Annotated in this window: 10 protein-coding genes; 3 read left to right on the forward strand and 7 right to left on the reverse strand. The window is 45.7% G+C overall.

What is annotated here, in order from left to right; genetic code table 11:
- Positions 1-35: 35 nt before the first annotated feature.
- Positions 36-1097 (forward strand): calcium/proton exchanger, encoded by a 1062-nt coding sequence (gene cax / locus WH46_RS11920; protein ID WP_046226816.1) that lies wholly within the window; start codon positions 36-38, stop codon positions 1095-1097.
- A 228-nt stretch (positions 1098-1325) separates the two neighbouring features.
- Here the strand turns inward: cax and WH46_RS11925 are convergent, their stop codons facing one another.
- From WH46_RS11925 to WH46_RS11940, 4 genes are all read right to left on the reverse strand, one after another.
- Complete coding sequence (locus WH46_RS11925) at positions 1326-1625, reverse strand: Fpa/YlaN family protein (RefSeq protein ID WP_017814671.1); 300 nt, start codon at positions 1623-1625, stop codon at positions 1326-1328.
- A 250-nt stretch (positions 1626-1875) separates the two neighbouring features.
- The gene (locus tag WH46_RS11930) at positions 1876-2130 is read right to left on the reverse strand and encodes an HPr family phosphocarrier protein (protein WP_017814670.1); all 255 of its coding nucleotides are present in this window, start codon (positions 2128-2130) and stop codon (positions 1876-1878) included.
- Positions 2131-2363: 233 nt separating this feature from the next.
- Complete coding sequence (locus WH46_RS11935; RefSeq protein WP_046226817.1) at positions 2364-3479, reverse strand: aminopeptidase; 1116 nt, start codon at positions 3477-3479, stop codon at positions 2364-2366.
- 153 nt (positions 3480-3632) lie between these two features.
- Positions 3633-5597, reverse strand: coding sequence for a sensor domain-containing diguanylate cyclase (locus tag WH46_RS11940; protein WP_046226818.1), 1965 nt, complete (start codon positions 5595-5597; stop codon positions 3633-3635).
- Between the two features lie 395 nt (positions 5598-5992).
- Between WH46_RS11940 and rpsD the strand changes: the two genes are divergently transcribed.
- A complete protein-coding gene (gene rpsD / locus WH46_RS11945) occupies positions 5993-6592 on the forward strand; it encodes a 30S ribosomal protein S4 (protein WP_017814666.1) in 600 nt (199 codons plus the stop codon).
- Between the two features lie 161 nt (positions 6593-6753).
- Here the strand turns inward: rpsD and WH46_RS11950 are convergent, their stop codons facing one another.
- From WH46_RS11950 to tyrS, 3 genes are all read right to left on the reverse strand, one after another.
- Positions 6754-8805, reverse strand: coding sequence for a methyl-accepting chemotaxis protein (locus WH46_RS11950; RefSeq protein ID WP_082208390.1), 2052 nt, complete (start codon positions 8803-8805; stop codon positions 6754-6756).
- Between the two features lie 198 nt (positions 8806-9003).
- A complete protein-coding gene (locus WH46_RS11955) occupies positions 9004-11256 on the reverse strand; it encodes a methyl-accepting chemotaxis protein (RefSeq protein WP_052714211.1) in 2253 nt (750 codons plus the stop codon).
- Positions 11257-11620: 364 nt separating this feature from the next.
- The gene (tyrS, locus tag WH46_RS11960; protein ID WP_046226820.1) at positions 11621-12877 is read right to left on the reverse strand and encodes a tyrosine--tRNA ligase; all 1257 of its coding nucleotides are present in this window, start codon (positions 12875-12877) and stop codon (positions 11621-11623) included.
- 599 nt (positions 12878-13476) lie between these two features.
- Between tyrS and WH46_RS11965 the strand changes: the two genes are divergently transcribed.
- Positions 13477-16596 (forward strand): transglycosylase domain-containing protein, encoded by a 3120-nt coding sequence (locus tag WH46_RS11965; protein WP_046226821.1) that lies wholly within the window; start codon positions 13477-13479, stop codon positions 16594-16596.
- Positions 16597-17000 lie beyond the last annotated feature (404 nt).

The raw sequence follows: 17000 nt of genomic DNA on the forward strand, positions 1-17000 counted from the left end.
TCAAACATATATTTATTCAAAAGTGAGGTGGCGCAATGAAAAAGAATCTTTCTACTATTCTGCTTATTATTTTCTTCGTATTCAGTGCAATCGCTCATTATGCCCATCTGAATCCGATCCTCCAGTTTGTCGTATCGGCTATCGCTGTCATACTGGTGGCAGGATTCCTCGGACGTGCGACAGAAAATGTAGCACATTATGCCGGACAGCGGCTGGGCGGATTCCTGAATGCAACCTTCGGTAATGCGGCAGAACTGATCATCGCAATCATGCTGCTGCGTGAAGGGCTGTATGATATGGTCAAAGCCAGTCTGACCGGTTCCATTATCGGGAACCTGCTGCTGGTACTCGGCCTGAGTATTTTCGCCGGCGGGGTCAAGTTCAAAGTACAGAACTTCAACGTTTCTCTCGCAGGGATGAACGGCTCACTAATGATCGTTGCGGTGATTGCACTGTTCGTGCCAGCACTATTCCTGAATACTCACTCCATTACGAGTACCGAAGTGGATACGCTCAGTCTGATCGTCGCCGGACTGCTTATTCTGGCTTATATCGCCTGGTTGGTCTTCTCGATGTTCACGCACAAGACTTATCTGGCGGATGTCACCAATGAAGGCGATAATGAGCACGAATCACCGGATTGGAGCAAAGGCAGAGCTATTCTCTATCTGGTAATCGCTACAGTGATGACGGCCTTTGTCAGTGAATGGCTGGTCGGTACACTTGAGACTTTTACCAAAGACTTTGGATTCAGCGAATTGTTCGTGGGTGCCTTTGTAGTCGCAATTATCGGTAATGCTGCCGAGCACAGTGCAGCGATTATGCTTGCCATGAAAAACAAAATCGGTGCTTCTGTCGAAATCGCAGTCGGCAGCAGCCTGCAAATTGCTCTATTCGTAGCTCCCGTATTAATCTTTGTCAGCTTTTTCCTTGGCAACACTATGGATATCGTCTTCACGACACTGGAATTGGTAGCTATTATGGTGTCTGTCTTTATCGCCAAGTCCATCATACAGGATGGTTCAACCAACTGGTATGAAGGTACGCTACTGCTGGTTGTTTATATTATTCTCGGCGTTTCCTTCTACCTCGTTTAGACAACACAATAGAGCCCCATTTATGTTATAGATATCGCTTCTGTTCATAAATGAATGCTCCTATCGACCCTGTCCGCTGCTTTGTGCAGTTTATGGACAGGGTCTTTTGCTAATCAACCGCCCCATTGGCATTCGATCTTCCGGTTTGGCAAATGTGCTTTGCTCTGCAGCAAAAAATGCCTGTACCTCAATTACAAGGTACAGGCATTTCTATGTCATTCAAGTCTGCTACTCTGCAGACTGTGTCTTATTGTTCATTGCTTCATACAATACGGACAAGTTGCGCTCCAAGTTACTGATGAGCTGCTTGCCTACAGGATCCGACACCAGACCAGCACGTACAGCAAAATCCACTTCTTTGGAAAAGCCGTATACCTGGGTATCCAGCACTTCCTCATAGAGAGGACAGTAACGGGTATCCAAATTCTCCATCTGGATTTCAATCAACTTTTCAATTTTATGTGCATCTTCCTGAAGAAGATTTAATGCTTTTATATTCAACTGCTCTTGCAAATCAGATGAAGTCATGTTCTTCCCCCCCATGTTCAAGAACTCTCGGCCATTACTATTCTTAATATTAGACGAAATTGAAGGGCAATACAAGAACCTCCCTGTAAATCGGGCGGAAATATCTTATATTTAAAATATCTATCCTTGCTGCTAATTAATCCTTCTATTTTCTGCATGTTAATGCTGTGCAGGCAGTAAAAATGTAGTACATATACAATATAACAACAAAAATGCTGCCATCACGAGGATGGCAGCATTTCTGAATGGTTTAATTATCTGCAACTTTGACGCTCAGACCATGCTTTTCAAAAGCAGCGATAACCGCAGCCTTGGCTGCTTCTTCGTCTGGTCCGTGTACGTGAAGCTCGTAGTTGTGGTTGGCTACCAGCGTAGTGAACAGTCCCAGGATACTTTTGACATCGATAAACTTGGTCTCATACTGCAGTACGATTGAAGAAGTGTACTGACCGGCAGTTTGTGCAATCTCTACTACTGCTGCGTTATTCGTGTTACTGGTTGCCATGAGAAACCCTCCTATTTTGCTTTGAATTTCACTAAACCTCGTTTTCCCTTACATCATAAATGAATACGCTTTCTTATGCAACTTCTTTCTTAGGACCGTTTTCAGAGAAAAAGAGGTTATATCGTGAAGTCGCCCATAAGGCGCCCTATCCATATATAACCTCTTTTTGCCTATTTGATCAAGCTATGAATAACAGTATTTTGCGAACAGACTGTAATAGCCACCAATATGCCTTATTTCAGGTTCTCGGGATTCAGTGATTCCAGCTCTGGCAGTACAAAAATACCATCTTTGCGAATCAGCACATCATCAAAGTAAATTTCGCCGCCGCCATATTCGGGACGCTGGATAAATACCAGATCCCAGTGAATCGATGAGCGATTGCCATTATCCGTCTCTTCATACGCTTGTCCAGGAGTGAAGTGGAAGCTACCGGCGATTTTCTCGTCGAACAGGATATCATTCATCGGATGCAGGATATGCGGATTGAAGCCAATTGCGAATTCACCGATATAACGTGCACCTTCATCAGAATCCAGAATATTATTCAGCTTCTCGGTATTATTGCTCGATGCTTCTACAATTTTGCCGTTTTCAAAACGGAATGTGACACGCTCAAAGCTAATGCCATTATATACGGTCGGCGTATTGTACGTAATCGTACCATTGACCGAGTCACGTACAGGTGCACTGAATACTTCACCGTCCGGAATATTGCGCTGACCGGAGCATTTTTTGGCACCAATATCCTTGATGGAGAAGGCCAGATCGGTATCTTTGCCGACCAGACGCACTTTATCCGTACGTTCCATAAGAGCCTGCAACGCATCCTGTGCTTTATCCATTTTGGCATAATCCAGGTTACATACATCAAAGTAGAAATCTTCAAAAGCTTCCGTACTCATACCAGCCAGCTGAGCCATGCTTGCATTTGGATAGCGCAGCACAACCCACTTGGTATGCTTGACGCGCTGTTCACTATGTACAACATGCTGATAGAGACGGTTGTACATTTTGATCTTCTCTTCCGGTACATCAGCCAGATCATTGATATTGTCGCCGGCACGAATACCGATGTATCCCTGCATCTGTTTCATGCGTTCCAGATCCAGTGCTGCCCATGCAGCCAGGCTCTCTTCTGTTGCATTGATCAGCATGGCGCGCTGTACCTTGCGGTCTGTCAGCTGTACAAATACATTACCGCCTCTGGCACCTACTTCATGAATAACTGCATTTAACAGATCGCGCTCTGTGCCAATCATTTCAACCAGTACATTTTCACCTGGCTGTACGTCGATGGAATACTGTACCAGATTTCTGGCGAGTACTTTTATTCTAGGATCCTGCATTGTCTCGTCCCCTTTTTGTGATGTTTTTGAACAACGGTTAATTATTCAAAAAATAGTGTACCATGCGTACCTGTTTTTTGTCGTCACCAAAAAAGCACAACAATGCCCCCGGACAGGAGTACGCTGTTGTGCTGCTTTTGTATCCAAATGTAATCAGGATCGCATTTCGGCATCCATTCGAATCTGATTGCGTCCGCTATTTTTGGCCTGATACAGTGCCATATCTGCACGGTAGAACAATGACTCTACGCTGACATCTTTGTCTTTCCAGTTCCAGTCGGAGACTCCGCCGGACACAGTAACTCTGGGCTCGGTCTCTGTGCTCACTCTCTCTCTGATCTGTTCCGCAATGTGATAGGCACGGCTCTTATCGACCTGCGGGAAATAAACAGCCAACTCTTCGCCTCCCCACCGGGCAGCAATATCTCCATCACGAATCAGCCGCTGAATAATCCGGCTCACCTGCTTGAGAATCTCATCGCCTACCTGATGACCATACGTGTCATTTACTACTTTGAATTTATCAATGTCTACCATCAACAGTGATCCGCTATAAGTGGCATTCTGATAATTACTGATCGAATCATCCAGATACCGGCGCTGATATAATCCTGTCAGTGCATCCCGACTGGCCATGCGCTGAACCTCAGAATGAAGAGCAGCGTTGGCTACCGACAATCCGATATGTGTAGTAATGACCTGCAGCAATTTAAAATTGTCATAGGAAAAATAATGACTTTTCGGATGCCCCAGGTAAATGGCACCAATCACTTCCCCGCTGCTCATCAGTGGTGAGGCAATCATCGAACAGGAACCCGTCTCTCTCATGAAAATCGATTCCGTTCCCGGTACACTGCAGTAATCGGACATAATGATAGGCTCTCTATTACGGTAAATCAGTCCGGTATAGCCCTCATTTTTGTCTACCGATCCACCTACCAGAGCTGGTACATTACCTGAAACGACTTCAAATCGATCTGACTTTGGATTCAGATATAATACAATCACATGCTCGGCTTTGAATACTTTCAGCAGTTCGCCTACAGCAAATTCAAATATTTCTTCCAGCTTCAGGCTCTGATTCAGCCGATGGGTAATATTATTGATCAGCCGCAGATCCTCATTGAGCAGCTGGGACTGTTCATACAGCCTTGCATTTTCAAAAGTTCGTCCTGCCGCTTCGGCGATAATCACCAGCAGCTCCAGATCTTCTTCCTCCAGCGGGTAATCCGACATAATATGAAAGACCCCATAAATGCCCTGTTTGCCCATAAGCGGAATCGCCGCTTCCATTCTATCGGAATCGCCGTCTGTTCCCGGATGAACAGCCACCGATAATTCTCCTGTCGAAAATGTGCGTACACACATATCATCCAGCGAAGACTGCATAACTAACGGCTTGACGCGTGGATTCAGATTCTGATCTCCCTGGGACACTAACAACTCGAATTGAACAAGCGGATACATCTGATCTACAATAGCGAACATCTCGGTAATGATCGCATCTACCTCGAACTTGTCATACATTCGCTGGATAATATGAAACAATACAGTTCGGCGCTGTGCCTCCCGTTCAATTACCGTCTGGGAACTCAGCATATCCGCAACAAACGTATATTCAAACCGCTTGTAAAATAGTGACCGGTAATGCATCCCCAGCATCTCCAAATCACTGACCGATACCGGATGATCCTCTAAAGAAATGCAGCCAAGCAGCACAAACAAAGTATCGTTTGTACGTGTGTACAGCGGCATAGTCATTACCCCTGCCATTTCTACAGATAACTCTTCCGTTGTCGCAGAGCGCTGCCAATCCTTAATAGACTGCTGGATCAGCAGCTCCTGACCGGGCTTCAGCCCGACTCCTCCTATATATTTACGCTTATGGTTCAGCAGGAACCAGGCAGAACGACAGACTTTGTCAATCGTCCGATTCTGCTCATACCAGTCTTTGAGAGATTCTTCAAGTAATGCTTCAATATGCAAAAAATCGGATTCGCCGATATCTGCCTTTTGCAGCCAGAACGCGTCATCAGTGACAGGCACCACAGGGTAGGAGGTATGCCCGGCTTCAGCGCGCCAGCTCTGTGCTGACGAATTCCATAGATGATCTGGCATAAAATCCTCCTCATGAATTCGGCGTATTCAGCCGGTAAATTTAGACTATGAATCATTTTCATTTTACAAGCAGACCCTCTGGATTGCACGTATAATTCCAAACACTTAACACAGAAAAATTCTCGCTGATTATTGCGTGAAAATGATTGACTTTATGTTTATATTCAAGATATAATTTATTCTTGATGAAGAATGGATAGATTCTGATTTGGGCGTAACGTTGTTTCACCCTCACGCTTATGGTTGCTGACAAGACTGCGGCTGAACATTCCTGTCAGTAGTGTGGTTTTCTATCCTGCCTCACGACAAATCATAAGCGGCAACTTGAATCAAAGACCCAAAGCCCCGTATTTTTATCAAAAACTATACTTTAATTACGAAGGAGCTTGCTATAAATGGCACGTTACACTGGTCCTAAATTTAAATTAAGCCGTCGCGTAGGTATTTCCCTGAGCGGCACTGGTAAAGAATTGAAACGCCCTTTCCCTCCGGGACAACACGGTCCTAACCAACGCAGAAAAATGAGCAACTACGGTATGCAGTTGCAAGAAAAACAAAAACTGCGTTTCATGTACGGTCTGGGTGAAAAACAATTCGCTACACTGTTCGAAAGAGCACAAAAACTGCCAGGCATCGCTGGTGAGAACTTCATGTTCCTGCTGGAAAGCCGTCTGGACAACCTTGTTTACCGTATCGGCTTCGCAAACAGCCGTCCAGGTGCTCGTCAGCTGGTAGCTCACGGTCACGTGACTGTAAACGGTAAAAAAGTAGATATCGCTTCTTACTCTGTAAAACCAGGCGATGTAATCGGTCTTCGTGAAAAAAGCCGTGGCCTGACTTCTGTTAAAGAAGCTCTGGAAAACCGCACTCATCTGGTAGCTTACGTTGAGTTCAACGAAGGCGCAGTAGAAGGTAAATTCATCCGTCTGCCTGAGCGTTCTGAACTGACTCAAGACATCGATGAAAGACAAATCGTTGAGTGGTACAACCGTTAATCTTAACGACGAAAAACCGCCGGAATCTCCGGCGGTTTTTTTTATGCTTTTTTCGATTGTATCGAATAAGAAAATCGTATTTGATAGATCCATTTTGCCTGATTGCTACTTGATGCATAGTCCTTCTCATAGCTAAAGGCGTGACCTACAGCGTCCTCATATTACTGTACTTTGAACTGGGAAACAACCGAGTTCAGCCCATCGGATACCTGATTCAGTGATTCTGCAGACTGATTAAGCTCTTCCAGTGAAGTGAGCTGTAGTCGAGAACGTTCCAATGCATTCGTGGCACCTGCCGAAGAGGTTCTAGCGATATCAGCCAGCTGGCTAATCGAGGCGCTTACTTCCTCCGAACCGGCAGACATTTGTTCAGAAGCCGACGATACCTCCTGTACTTCATCCGCTACACGCTCAATATCACGGCTGATGGCGATAAATCTTGTTTCGATCTCCTCCAAAACATGCAGTCCTTCATTCACCTGCATACTGCCTTCCTGCATGCCTTGCAGCGCTGCACGTGTCTCGGTCTGCATAGCACTTACCTGAGTAGTAATTTGTCCGGCAGACGAACTTACATTTTCGGCCAGCTTACTGATCTCGGAAGCCACGACAGCAAATCCTTTACCATGCTCGCCTGCACGTGCAGCTTCAATCGAAGCATTAAGTGCCAGCAGCTTGGTCTGTCCACTAATCTCCTGGATAATATCAATAATACCGCCGATCTGGATCGACCGCTCATCCAGAGAGTTTACGACCTCGCCTGCCTGATCCAAAGCACTTTTGGCTGTATGAATCTGCTGGTTCAGTTCAGCCAGCTTGGCATTACCCTGACGGGTCTTGTGATCAATCCCCTGGGTAGCTTCGGATACCTGCTGCACCGATTCTGCAACACGCTGAATACCGATAGCCATCTCTTCCATAGCTGTAGTACTCTCCGATGCAGCAACCATCTGGACTTCCGCTCCATGTTTTACCTTCTCCATCTGTTCCACATTTTGCTGGGCTTCACGAGCAGCCTGGGACATTCCATCCGACAGATGCCCAGCGGTCTCCTGTACCGTGTTGGATTCTTGACGCAGTTGGCTGATCACGGCAGATGTCGATTGTAATACACGCTGGAACCCATCGGACATTTGCCCGAACTCATCCTGCCGATCACTGGTCAGTTCGTTCGAATAGTCTCCCTGTGCCATCTGATCACTCAGCTGACGAATTTTACGGACTTCTTTGACCATGCTGCGGTTATTCATCCACAGTGTACTAAGGATAATCACAATCCCGATCAAGCTGATAATACTGAGTAGGAGCAGCAGATCATTGGTCGGTTTTTGTACCTGTGCTTCAGGCAGCATAATACCTATTTTCCAGCCTGTCTGTTCAATAGTATCAAACAGGAATTGTTGATCTTCGTCGCCAAGAGAAAGATTCATCTGGCCGGAAGCATTGCTCTGAATCTGCTGTTCAAATGCACTACCAGCGGCATCAGAAATAGAAGTTCCTGCTTTCATCGTCGTGCTGCCACTTGCCAGAATATTCCCCTGGCGATCGATCAGAACAGCGGCTCCGCCCATACCCACATTCAGTTTGCTGACGATATTCTGAATGTTGCTCATATCCAGATCTCCCGTAGCTACACCGATGATTTGATTATTGGCATTATAGATAGCCTGACCTGCTGTAATCATGGATACATTGAGTTTGGTATCCAGATAAGGATCGGAATAATACATATTTTGCTTGGCCGCTACACTACCGGTATACCAAGCCTGCTTCAGATAATCGTAGGCTGGATCATCATATTCAGACGTAGAAGTAATTTGCTGTCCATCATGATGTGCATAGGCAGAGCGGTATTTCACACCCGGCGCATACGCATTTTCCGCAAAAAATATCCCCATTCCATAGGTGATATTACTTTGCTTAACGTCTTTTTCGATAATTTCTGTATATTTGGCAATATTAATGTCCGAACGAAGCTGCCCTGCTGTACTTGCAAATGAAGATACAAGCAGCGAATGACTGGATAGCTGATTTGTAATATTGTCGGCTACATTGGTCAAAGAGTGACTAACACTGTTATTAATCTGTTCGTTCAGCTTTTGCTTGGCAAACTCATAGGAGATTGTACTGATCAGCAAAAGGACAACGAATATAATAGGCATCACAGTCCACATCATTCTTGCCTGGATGCTTTTGAATCGGTATCTGGCCAAATCCTTCTTCCTTTCCATGGTAGGTTGGTTATCTAACTCCTTTTATCGACATTTTTGGATAAATTGTATATAGCAAACTCATAAGGTCATTAAATATACATAGCCATACAATTCTCCCTATAACAAAAAGGGAATAGAACATTGTTCTATTCCCTGCATCTATGATGGATGGATGAATGAAATGCTATCTTTAGTACATTAAGCAGACCGGGGACCGGATGTATCGGTGGTAGATTGTTCTGCCTGTCTGGTCTCGTTACTTTCTCCACTCTCTTTTGGATCTGTTTCTGTCTGAGAATCTGTACCTTCTTTATGTTCCTGAAGATCATGTTCATGGATAAGTTCGTGCTCATCAGATGGATCGGCATCCGATTCCGGAGTCATTTCAGCTGCAGGTTCTGTCTGAAATTGTGCAATCAGCTCATTCAGGGTATCCGAGATACTATGAAGCGACTGTGCAGAAGCTTCGAGACGATCAAGCGCAGATAGCTGCTCGACAGAACGTTTGTTAGCCTGACCTGCTTTGGATGATGTATTTTTGGCAATATCCGCCAGGTTTTCGAGTGAAGCTGTAATCTGCTGTGCACCTGCAGACATCTCTTCGGAAGCAGAAGAGACTTCCTGGATCTCGGCAGACATCTGCTCTACATCCCCTTTGATCGAATCGAACATTCGGCGGGTATCTTCCAGCGAGCTGAGTCCACGAGTTACTCGTACAGCCCCACTTTCCATTCCCATCAGTACAGCTGCCGTTTCTTCCTGCATAGCTACGATCTGTGCGGTAATCATTTTGGTGGACTCGCCTACACTGGTTGCCAGATTACTGATCTCGGAAGCGACTACCCCAAATCCGCGCCCTGCTTCTCCTGCACGTGCAGCTTCAATCGAAGCATTGAGAGCCAATAGTGTTGTCTGCTTGTTAATGCCCTGGATCATATCGATAATACTGCTGATTTGCTGGGCCCGTTCATTGAGCGAGCCAGCCATTTTACCGGCTTCATCCATTACCAGCTTGGCCGAATCCATTTGCTTGACCACTTTATGCAGCTGATGATTGCCTTCTCCGGTCTTCTGTTCCATTTGCTGTGCAGCACTGGCGACTTCTTGTACCGACTCAGCAATCCGCTGTACACCTGCTGCCATTTCTTCCATGGCTGTTGTACTTTCATCCGTGGCTTGCAGCTGTGTCAGAGAACCCTGCTCCATATCTACCAGCTCATCCACATTATGCCGCGCATCTGCTGCAGTCTGTCTGGAATCCTCGACCATATGTGCTGCAGTGTTCTGGATCAGGGAAGACTGTTCATCCAATCGCCGAATAACTGTACCTGTAGATTCCAGAATATGATTGAATTCTACAGCCATTTGTCCAAACTCATCGCGACGATTGACTTCCAGACGTTCAGAGTAATCACCGGCTGCCATTTTACGGCTCAGATTCATCATTTTTCGGATCTCCCGAATCATGCCCAGATTATTCCACAGTATAGCTCCTGCCAGTACAATTAGACTAATGCCGCCGATAATGAGCAGAGTATTCAGCATCTCGCGTGCAGGCTGCTGGATTTCAGCTTGGGATAAAATAATCCCTGTCTTCCATCCGGTTCCTTCCAGCGTCTGGAAATATATTGTGTAACTCTGGCCTGCCAGCTGAATCGAAGCTTGCCCTTTATTTTGCGCCATCACCGCAGCCAATGCTGCTTTATTAACGTTCTCTGCTCCGGTAAACGCACCGCCTGCCTTAATCCCTGTCTCGCTGCTGGCCAGTACATTTCCATTATGATCCAGCAGTAAAGCATGTCCAACCGCTCCAATATCCATATTATTAATGTAATCACGGATACTATTGATATTCAGATCGGATGTTGCTACTCCCAGAGCCTGACCTGTAGCACTACGAATCGTTTTGCCCGCCGTAATCATCGTCGTGCCTGTTTTCTCATCGGTAAAAGGTTCGGTGTAATAGATCCGGTCAAAATTACCCAATGTGCCTGTGTACCATGGCTTACTCAAATAATCATATGCCGGATCGTCATATTCAAAAGTAGACGAAATATTGTCTCCTTTGCGTGCTGCATAGACAGAGTGGTATTTGGCCCCATCATCAAAAGCATCTGCTGCAAAATAGATACCGCTGCCGTAGGTCATGGCACTCAGCATTGTCCAGCGTTCGGTGAGCTGGGCATAATCGTCCATATTCATTATTTCATGAGTCTGTCCGGCGGCAGCAGCCAGTGAAGAAGCTACCGTCGAATTGTTAGTAATCTGTTCCTTGATACTGGCAGTCACTCCATTAAGACTGCTGGTCGCCGTATTGTTCATTTCTTCATTGAGCTTTTGCTTCGCAAATTGGTAAGAAAGCACACTAATAAGTACCAGTACAATCAACACAATCGGCAATAATGTTGCCAGTGTGCGCGCCTGGATACTTTTAAATTGAAAACGTCCCACGATAATCCTGTCTCCTCTATTATGTATTCAAATAAACCCCACAATCTATATATATCGGCTGACTGCTTCTATAACTTTAGAACTATATTCATATAAATATTGTTCACTCAATATTTGTGTTAAGGATGTGTCTAATCCTACAAGCTGCTTACCCAAGAAAAAATATACTCATCCATTGTATTTGAACAAAAATTGAAGTTTATATTCCTTTATGCGTTTGCATGGCGATGATTTCTATTGATTTTATTGATCCTATATACAAAAAGCACACGCTCTTTTCACCGGTTGGTCCGTGAAAAAAGCGTATGCCTTATATGCCATTTGGCCCTGGGTAATGATGGCCAAATTAGATGCTTCTATACTATTAGCTGGTTTTCAGTTTGGCAAATTTACGTTTGCCGACCTGTACGATATCTCCGTCTGCAGGTGTAATCATCGCATTCACATCATCAATCTTCTGTTCGTTAATTTTGACAGCACCCTGCTGAACGCTGCGTCTTGCTTCACTCTTCGAAGAAGCAAAGCCCAGATGGCTGATCAGGTCGATCAGACCGATACTTCCGTCTGTGAGCATACCTTGTTCCAGAGTCACTTCCTGAATATCATCCGGCAGTGCACGCTGCTGGAATACCGTAACAAAATGATTTTTCGCAGCTTCTGCTGCTTCCTGGTTGTGGTACATGCGAACATAAGTATGAGCCAGATTCATTTTGGCATCACGAGGATGTACACTGCCATCTTCCAACCCTTTGCGCAGTGTAGCCAGATCTTCATTGGAAATGTCTGTAGTCAGCTCGTAGTATTTCGCCATCAGCTCATCCGGGATACTCATCGCTTTACCGTAGATCTCATTCGGCTCTTCATCAATACCGATGTAGTTGCCCAGACTTTTACTCATCTTCTGGACGCCGTCCAAGCCTTCAATCAATGGCAGCATGATCGCTACCTGCTGCTCTTTGCCATACTCTTTTTGCAAGGTACGCCCCATCAGCAAGTTGAACTTCTGATCCGTACCCCCCAGCTCGATATCACTTTCGAGTGCAACCGAGTCCATCCCCTGCATCAGCGGGTAGAAGAATTCATGAATGCTGATCGGCAATCCACCCTGGAAACGTTTGGTAAAGTCATCCCGTTCCATCATGCGTGCTACCGTTACTTTGGCAGCCAGGTTCACCACTTCTGCAAAATTCATCGGGCTCAGCCATTCCGAGTTGAAATATACTTTGGTCTGGGCAGGGTCAAGGATTTTGTTAATCTGCTGCTGGTAAGTCTCTGCATTATGCTTAACCTGCTCTTCGGTAAGCTGTTTACGGGTTTCGGATTTACCGGTAGGATCACCGATTCGGCCAGTGAAATCACCAATAATCAGCTGCACCATATGACCAAGCTCCTGGAACTGGCGCAGCTTTTGCAGTACAACCGTATGGCCTACATGAATATCTGGTGCAGAAGGGTCAAGACCCAGCTTGACGGTCAATGGTTTGCCGGTTGTAATCGATTTGATAATCTTGCGGCGCAGCTCATCCTCCGGTACAATCTCGGTTACTCCGCGCCGAATTACGCTTAATTGACGCTCTACTTCAGCTTGCTGATCTGGTGTTAGTTCTTCCCATTTTGTCATCATAATCGCTCCTTTAAATTAACTCTTTTATCCTGAATAAATCGGTTCCTGATAGGACAGACAGGCTTGCGAGATTATTTATGAACGCAAAAAAGACCTGTCCACCCCTATAAAGGGACGAGCAGGTCTCGCGTTACCACCCTAATTAGAATCTGATCCGATCGCCCAGCAATCAACTGCTATATTACAGCTGCCGATCCCAAAGACGTCTTCTCCGGATTCTCACTTCATTATTTATAACGGAACATTCATTCCGGTCCTGGCTTATATGTGCTTCATATCCTGACGAAGGTTATGTCTGCATTTTCACCGGACGGCTCCAGACCTGTAATTCAAAGGAAGTCCTCTCCGGTTCGCACCAACCACCGGCTCTCTGATTCAGGATGATCTTCACTTCTACTGGGTGTCTTTCTCAGCCTTTGCCATATCCAATTGTCGAAAACTTGCTGTAAAGATATTACGTTTATATCACACTCATACAACCAAGTCAACGCTTCGACTTCCGACTTTGTGCCTATCTGCTGCTTATCGGTCGTAAGAAACTGATTGTAGACTCATGTTTTATGCTATAATAGTGGCTGGTAAAAGGGGGAAGAATCATGGCTGAAAAGAAGGACATTCGTCCAACAAAAAAACCTGACCGTTCCGCCGGTACCCGTTCTCGGGGCCGCAGGATCTGGACAACCATCAAGTGGATCTTGATCGCAGGCTTTACCTTCTGTCTGTTCGCTGGTGGTATTTTGCTGGGCTACGTCTCTTCCATTGTAAAAGATGAACCCGTACGTTCGCGTGCAGAAATTGTAAAGTCGATTGATGAAAATGCAGTAACCGGCTTTGCCTATTTTAGTGATGCTTCTCCAATTGGTCAGCTCAGAACAGAGGAAGACCGGAGACTTGTTACTTTTGATCAAATTCCGCAATCCGTTATCAATGCTATTATATCCATAGAAGACAACCGGTTTTATGAACATATGGGTGTGGATATGAATGGTACACTTCGCGCCGTCAAACAGAAAGTGCTGAATGAATCGGTTCAGACTGGCGGTAGTACGCTCACCCAGCAGTTAGCAAGACGGGTATTTCTGAGTGCGGATAAGACCAACGACCGCAAAATCAAAGAAATGCTGTTATCCATGCGGATCGAGCGTTTCCTGACTAAAGATGAGATTTTAACAGCGTATCTGAATAAAATGCCTTTCGGTAAAGGCTCCAGTGGATACAATATTTTTGGTATCAAGGCAGCCGCCAAAGGAATTTTCGGTATTAATGATCTGAATGAAGTCAATATTGCAGAAGCTGCCTATATGGCAGGTCTGCCCCAGCTTCCAACTGCCTATTCTGCGTTTAACAGCGGCGGCAGTTTCAACGAGGCCGGCTTCAAACGTGCTGTAGAGCGCCAGCAGCTGGTACTGAAACGTATGAATGAGCTGGGCAAAATTACAAATCAGCAGTATCGCGAAGCTCTTGCTTTTGATATCAAAGGAGCTCTGGCCAAACCAACATCCAAAGCCTACTCTACGTATCCTTATCTGATGATGGAGACCGAGCGTCAGGGTGCCCAGATTCTGCTGAAGCTGAATAATCCTGATCTGGATAAAGCCAAAATTTCTTCCCAGGAATATAATGAATTATTGGAAGAATCACGGCAAAAACTGCTTACAGGTGGCTACCGTGTGTATACGACGATCAACAAAACTGTCTATAACACCATGCATGAGATTGCAGCGGACAGCAGCAATTTCTCACCTGATAGCAGCAGCAAAGGAAAAGAACAAACGGCAGCAATGATGATCAATCACAAGACCGGGGCAATTCTCGGTATGATTGAAGGTCGCAGCTTCCAGGAAGAACAGATGAACTATGCGACCCAGATGACACGGCAGCCCGGCTCGACGATGAAGCCTATTGCCGCCTACCTGCCGGGACTCGATTCCGGAGTAGTACAGCCGGCGAGCATTCTGGATGATGCACCGCTCATTATGGAAAACGGCAGCAAAGGTTATCATATTCCGGGTAATGCCAATGGACGTTATCAGGGTCTGGTTACTGCACGTACAGCACTGAATGAATCGCTGAACCTGCCTGCCCTAAAAGTATTTAACCAGAAAGTCGGCATTGCCAAAGCATGGACATTTGCCAAAAAACTCGGTATCACTACGATTACCCAAGATGATTATTCCGCTCAGACCGGCGTACTGGGTGGTTTGAAATATGGGGTCACTGTTGAAGAACTTACCAATGCATATGGTTCTATTCCGAACCAGGGTGTATTCAATGATTCCTATATGATCAGTAAAATTGTGGATCCATATGGTAATGTAGTCTATCAGCACAAAGCGGAGCCTACACGTGTCTACTCCAAGCAGACAGCGTATCTGATGACCGATATGCTGCGTACGGTTATCTCGGGTTCCGATGGTACCGGTCGTTCTCTGCAAAGCCTGTTTAACAAATACGGCAAAATTCCGATCGCCGGTAAAACAGGATCTACCCAGAACTATGCAGATGTATGGTTTATGGGCTTTACGCCGGATGTAACGCTTGGCGTATGGGCCGGTTATCGTGAACCTGTTAATACGCTGTCCGAGGATGGCAAGAAGCGTGCCCGTACACTCTGGGCAACGATTATGAACAGAGTGACGGACAGTGATCCGGAGCTGTTCAAGACCGATTCCTTTACCAAACCGGACGGCATTGTAACCCAGACTGTATCGGGTTATAGCGGCAAGCTGCCGACCAGCGCTACACGGCGATCCGGCAAGCTGGTTACCGATATTTTCAATGCCAAGTTTGTACCCAAAGACTTTGATGATGGTGTATCCTATGCCAAATATATTACCTATAACGGTGTAAACTATATTCCGCAGGACAGTACGCCAGATGATATGGTCAATCAGCGTACAGTTGTCAAACGTGAAATGCCTATTTCACAACTGATCAAAGATCTGCAAAAAGCATTGTCCAGGTCCTCCGGTGCCAGATATTCACTCAGTCATTATCTGCCGGAAGATGCAGGTGCAGATGCACCGACAGCTGTTGACCCGCGCAGGGACGATGGCAGTGCACCAGCTGCTCCAAGCAATGTACGTATCTCGATCAGTGGTGGTAGTGCCAGCATTACCTTTAACTCCAGTGGTTCCGCGGATGTAGTCGGATATCGTCTCTATCGTTCTACTGGCGGTGGATCGTATCAGTATCAGAAATCGATTCAGCTGGGCAGCAATTACTTTAGCTCCAGCGTACCGGGCGATGGTGCTTCATCCTTCTACGTGACTGCCGTGGATGTTGGCGGTCATGAATCAGCTTCCAGTGGTGCCGTGAGCTACAGTCCTGTACCTGTAGAGGAAGAAGTTGTTCCGGATGATCAACCAATGGAAGGCAGTGAGCTTGGTGATGGTTCAGCCGATGAGAATGATGGTGAACAAAGTGATAAACCGTCAGATGATGGCGGTGCACCGGAGACACCTTCTTCGCTCAGTGTTCAATCAGGAGGCTCGGGTATTGCCAATCTGACCTGGAAAGCATCATCCAAGACAACCACCAGCTACAAGGTGTATTTCAGTCACTCCAGTGGCGGTCCCTACAGCCTGGTCGGCGATGTCAAAGATCCTGCTTACCAGTACAACACAGGTACTAAGATCAAAGGATTCTTTTATGTTGTTGCTGTAAATGGCGATCAGTCCTCTGCGCCGTCTTCCGCTGTAGCATACAAAGAATAAACTTATAATCTGACAGCCCTATAATCCTTGGTTAAATCACAGCTACAAAACTTGTCACTCCACTAAACCATTGAACCAAGTCTCTTCACCATCCAAAGCGCATGTTCCGAAATCTACTGATTTCAGGAGCATGCGCTTTTTGATGATTGTTGAGTTGATGAATATCTCATTTTACAAATACATTTCTGCTATATCGCTTCTTTGGTAATGTCAGTACAGATGCGGTATAGATACATTACAACTTAAGTTTTGTATCTAAGTCTAGATCTGTATCTGTACATATTTTGTATATTATCTACGTCTAGCAAAGCAAGATATCAGACTTTCATATGGATGATCAAATCAGCTCCTTTCTTTAGCCTTGTTCACGCAAAAAAGCCTCCTATTCTATAGAGAACAGGAGG

It is taken from the genome of Paenibacillus dauci (assembly GCF_000971985.1).
GTDB lineage: Bacteria > Bacillota > Bacilli > Paenibacillales > Paenibacillaceae > Saccharibacillus > Saccharibacillus dauci.

Coding starts and splice junctions, on each gene's coding strand:
- WH46_RS11965 (WP_046226821.1), top strand. CDS start 13,477: ATGGCTGAAAAGAAGGACATTCGTCCAACAAAAAAACCTGACCGTTCC.
- WH46_RS11930 (WP_017814670.1), bottom strand. CDS start 2,130: ATGGCAACCAGTAACACGAATAACGCAGCAGTAGTAGAGATTGCACAA.
- cax (WP_046226816.1), top strand. CDS start 36: ATGAAAAAGAATCTTTCTACTATTCTGCTTATTATTTTCTTCGTATTC.
- WH46_RS11935 (WP_046226817.1), bottom strand. CDS start 3,479: ATGCAGGATCCTAGAATAAAAGTACTCGCCAGAAATCTGGTACAGTAT.
- tyrS (WP_046226820.1), bottom strand. CDS start 12,877: ATGACAAAATGGGAAGAACTAACACCAGATCAGCAAGCTGAAGTAGAG.
- rpsD (WP_017814666.1), top strand. CDS start 5,993: ATGGCACGTTACACTGGTCCTAAATTTAAATTAAGCCGTCGCGTAGGT.
- WH46_RS11940 (WP_046226818.1), bottom strand. CDS start 5,597: ATGCCAGATCATCTATGGAATTCGTCAGCACAGAGCTGGCGCGCTGAA.
- WH46_RS11925 (WP_017814671.1), bottom strand. CDS start 1,625: ATGACTTCATCTGATTTGCAAGAGCAGTTGAATATAAAAGCATTAAAT.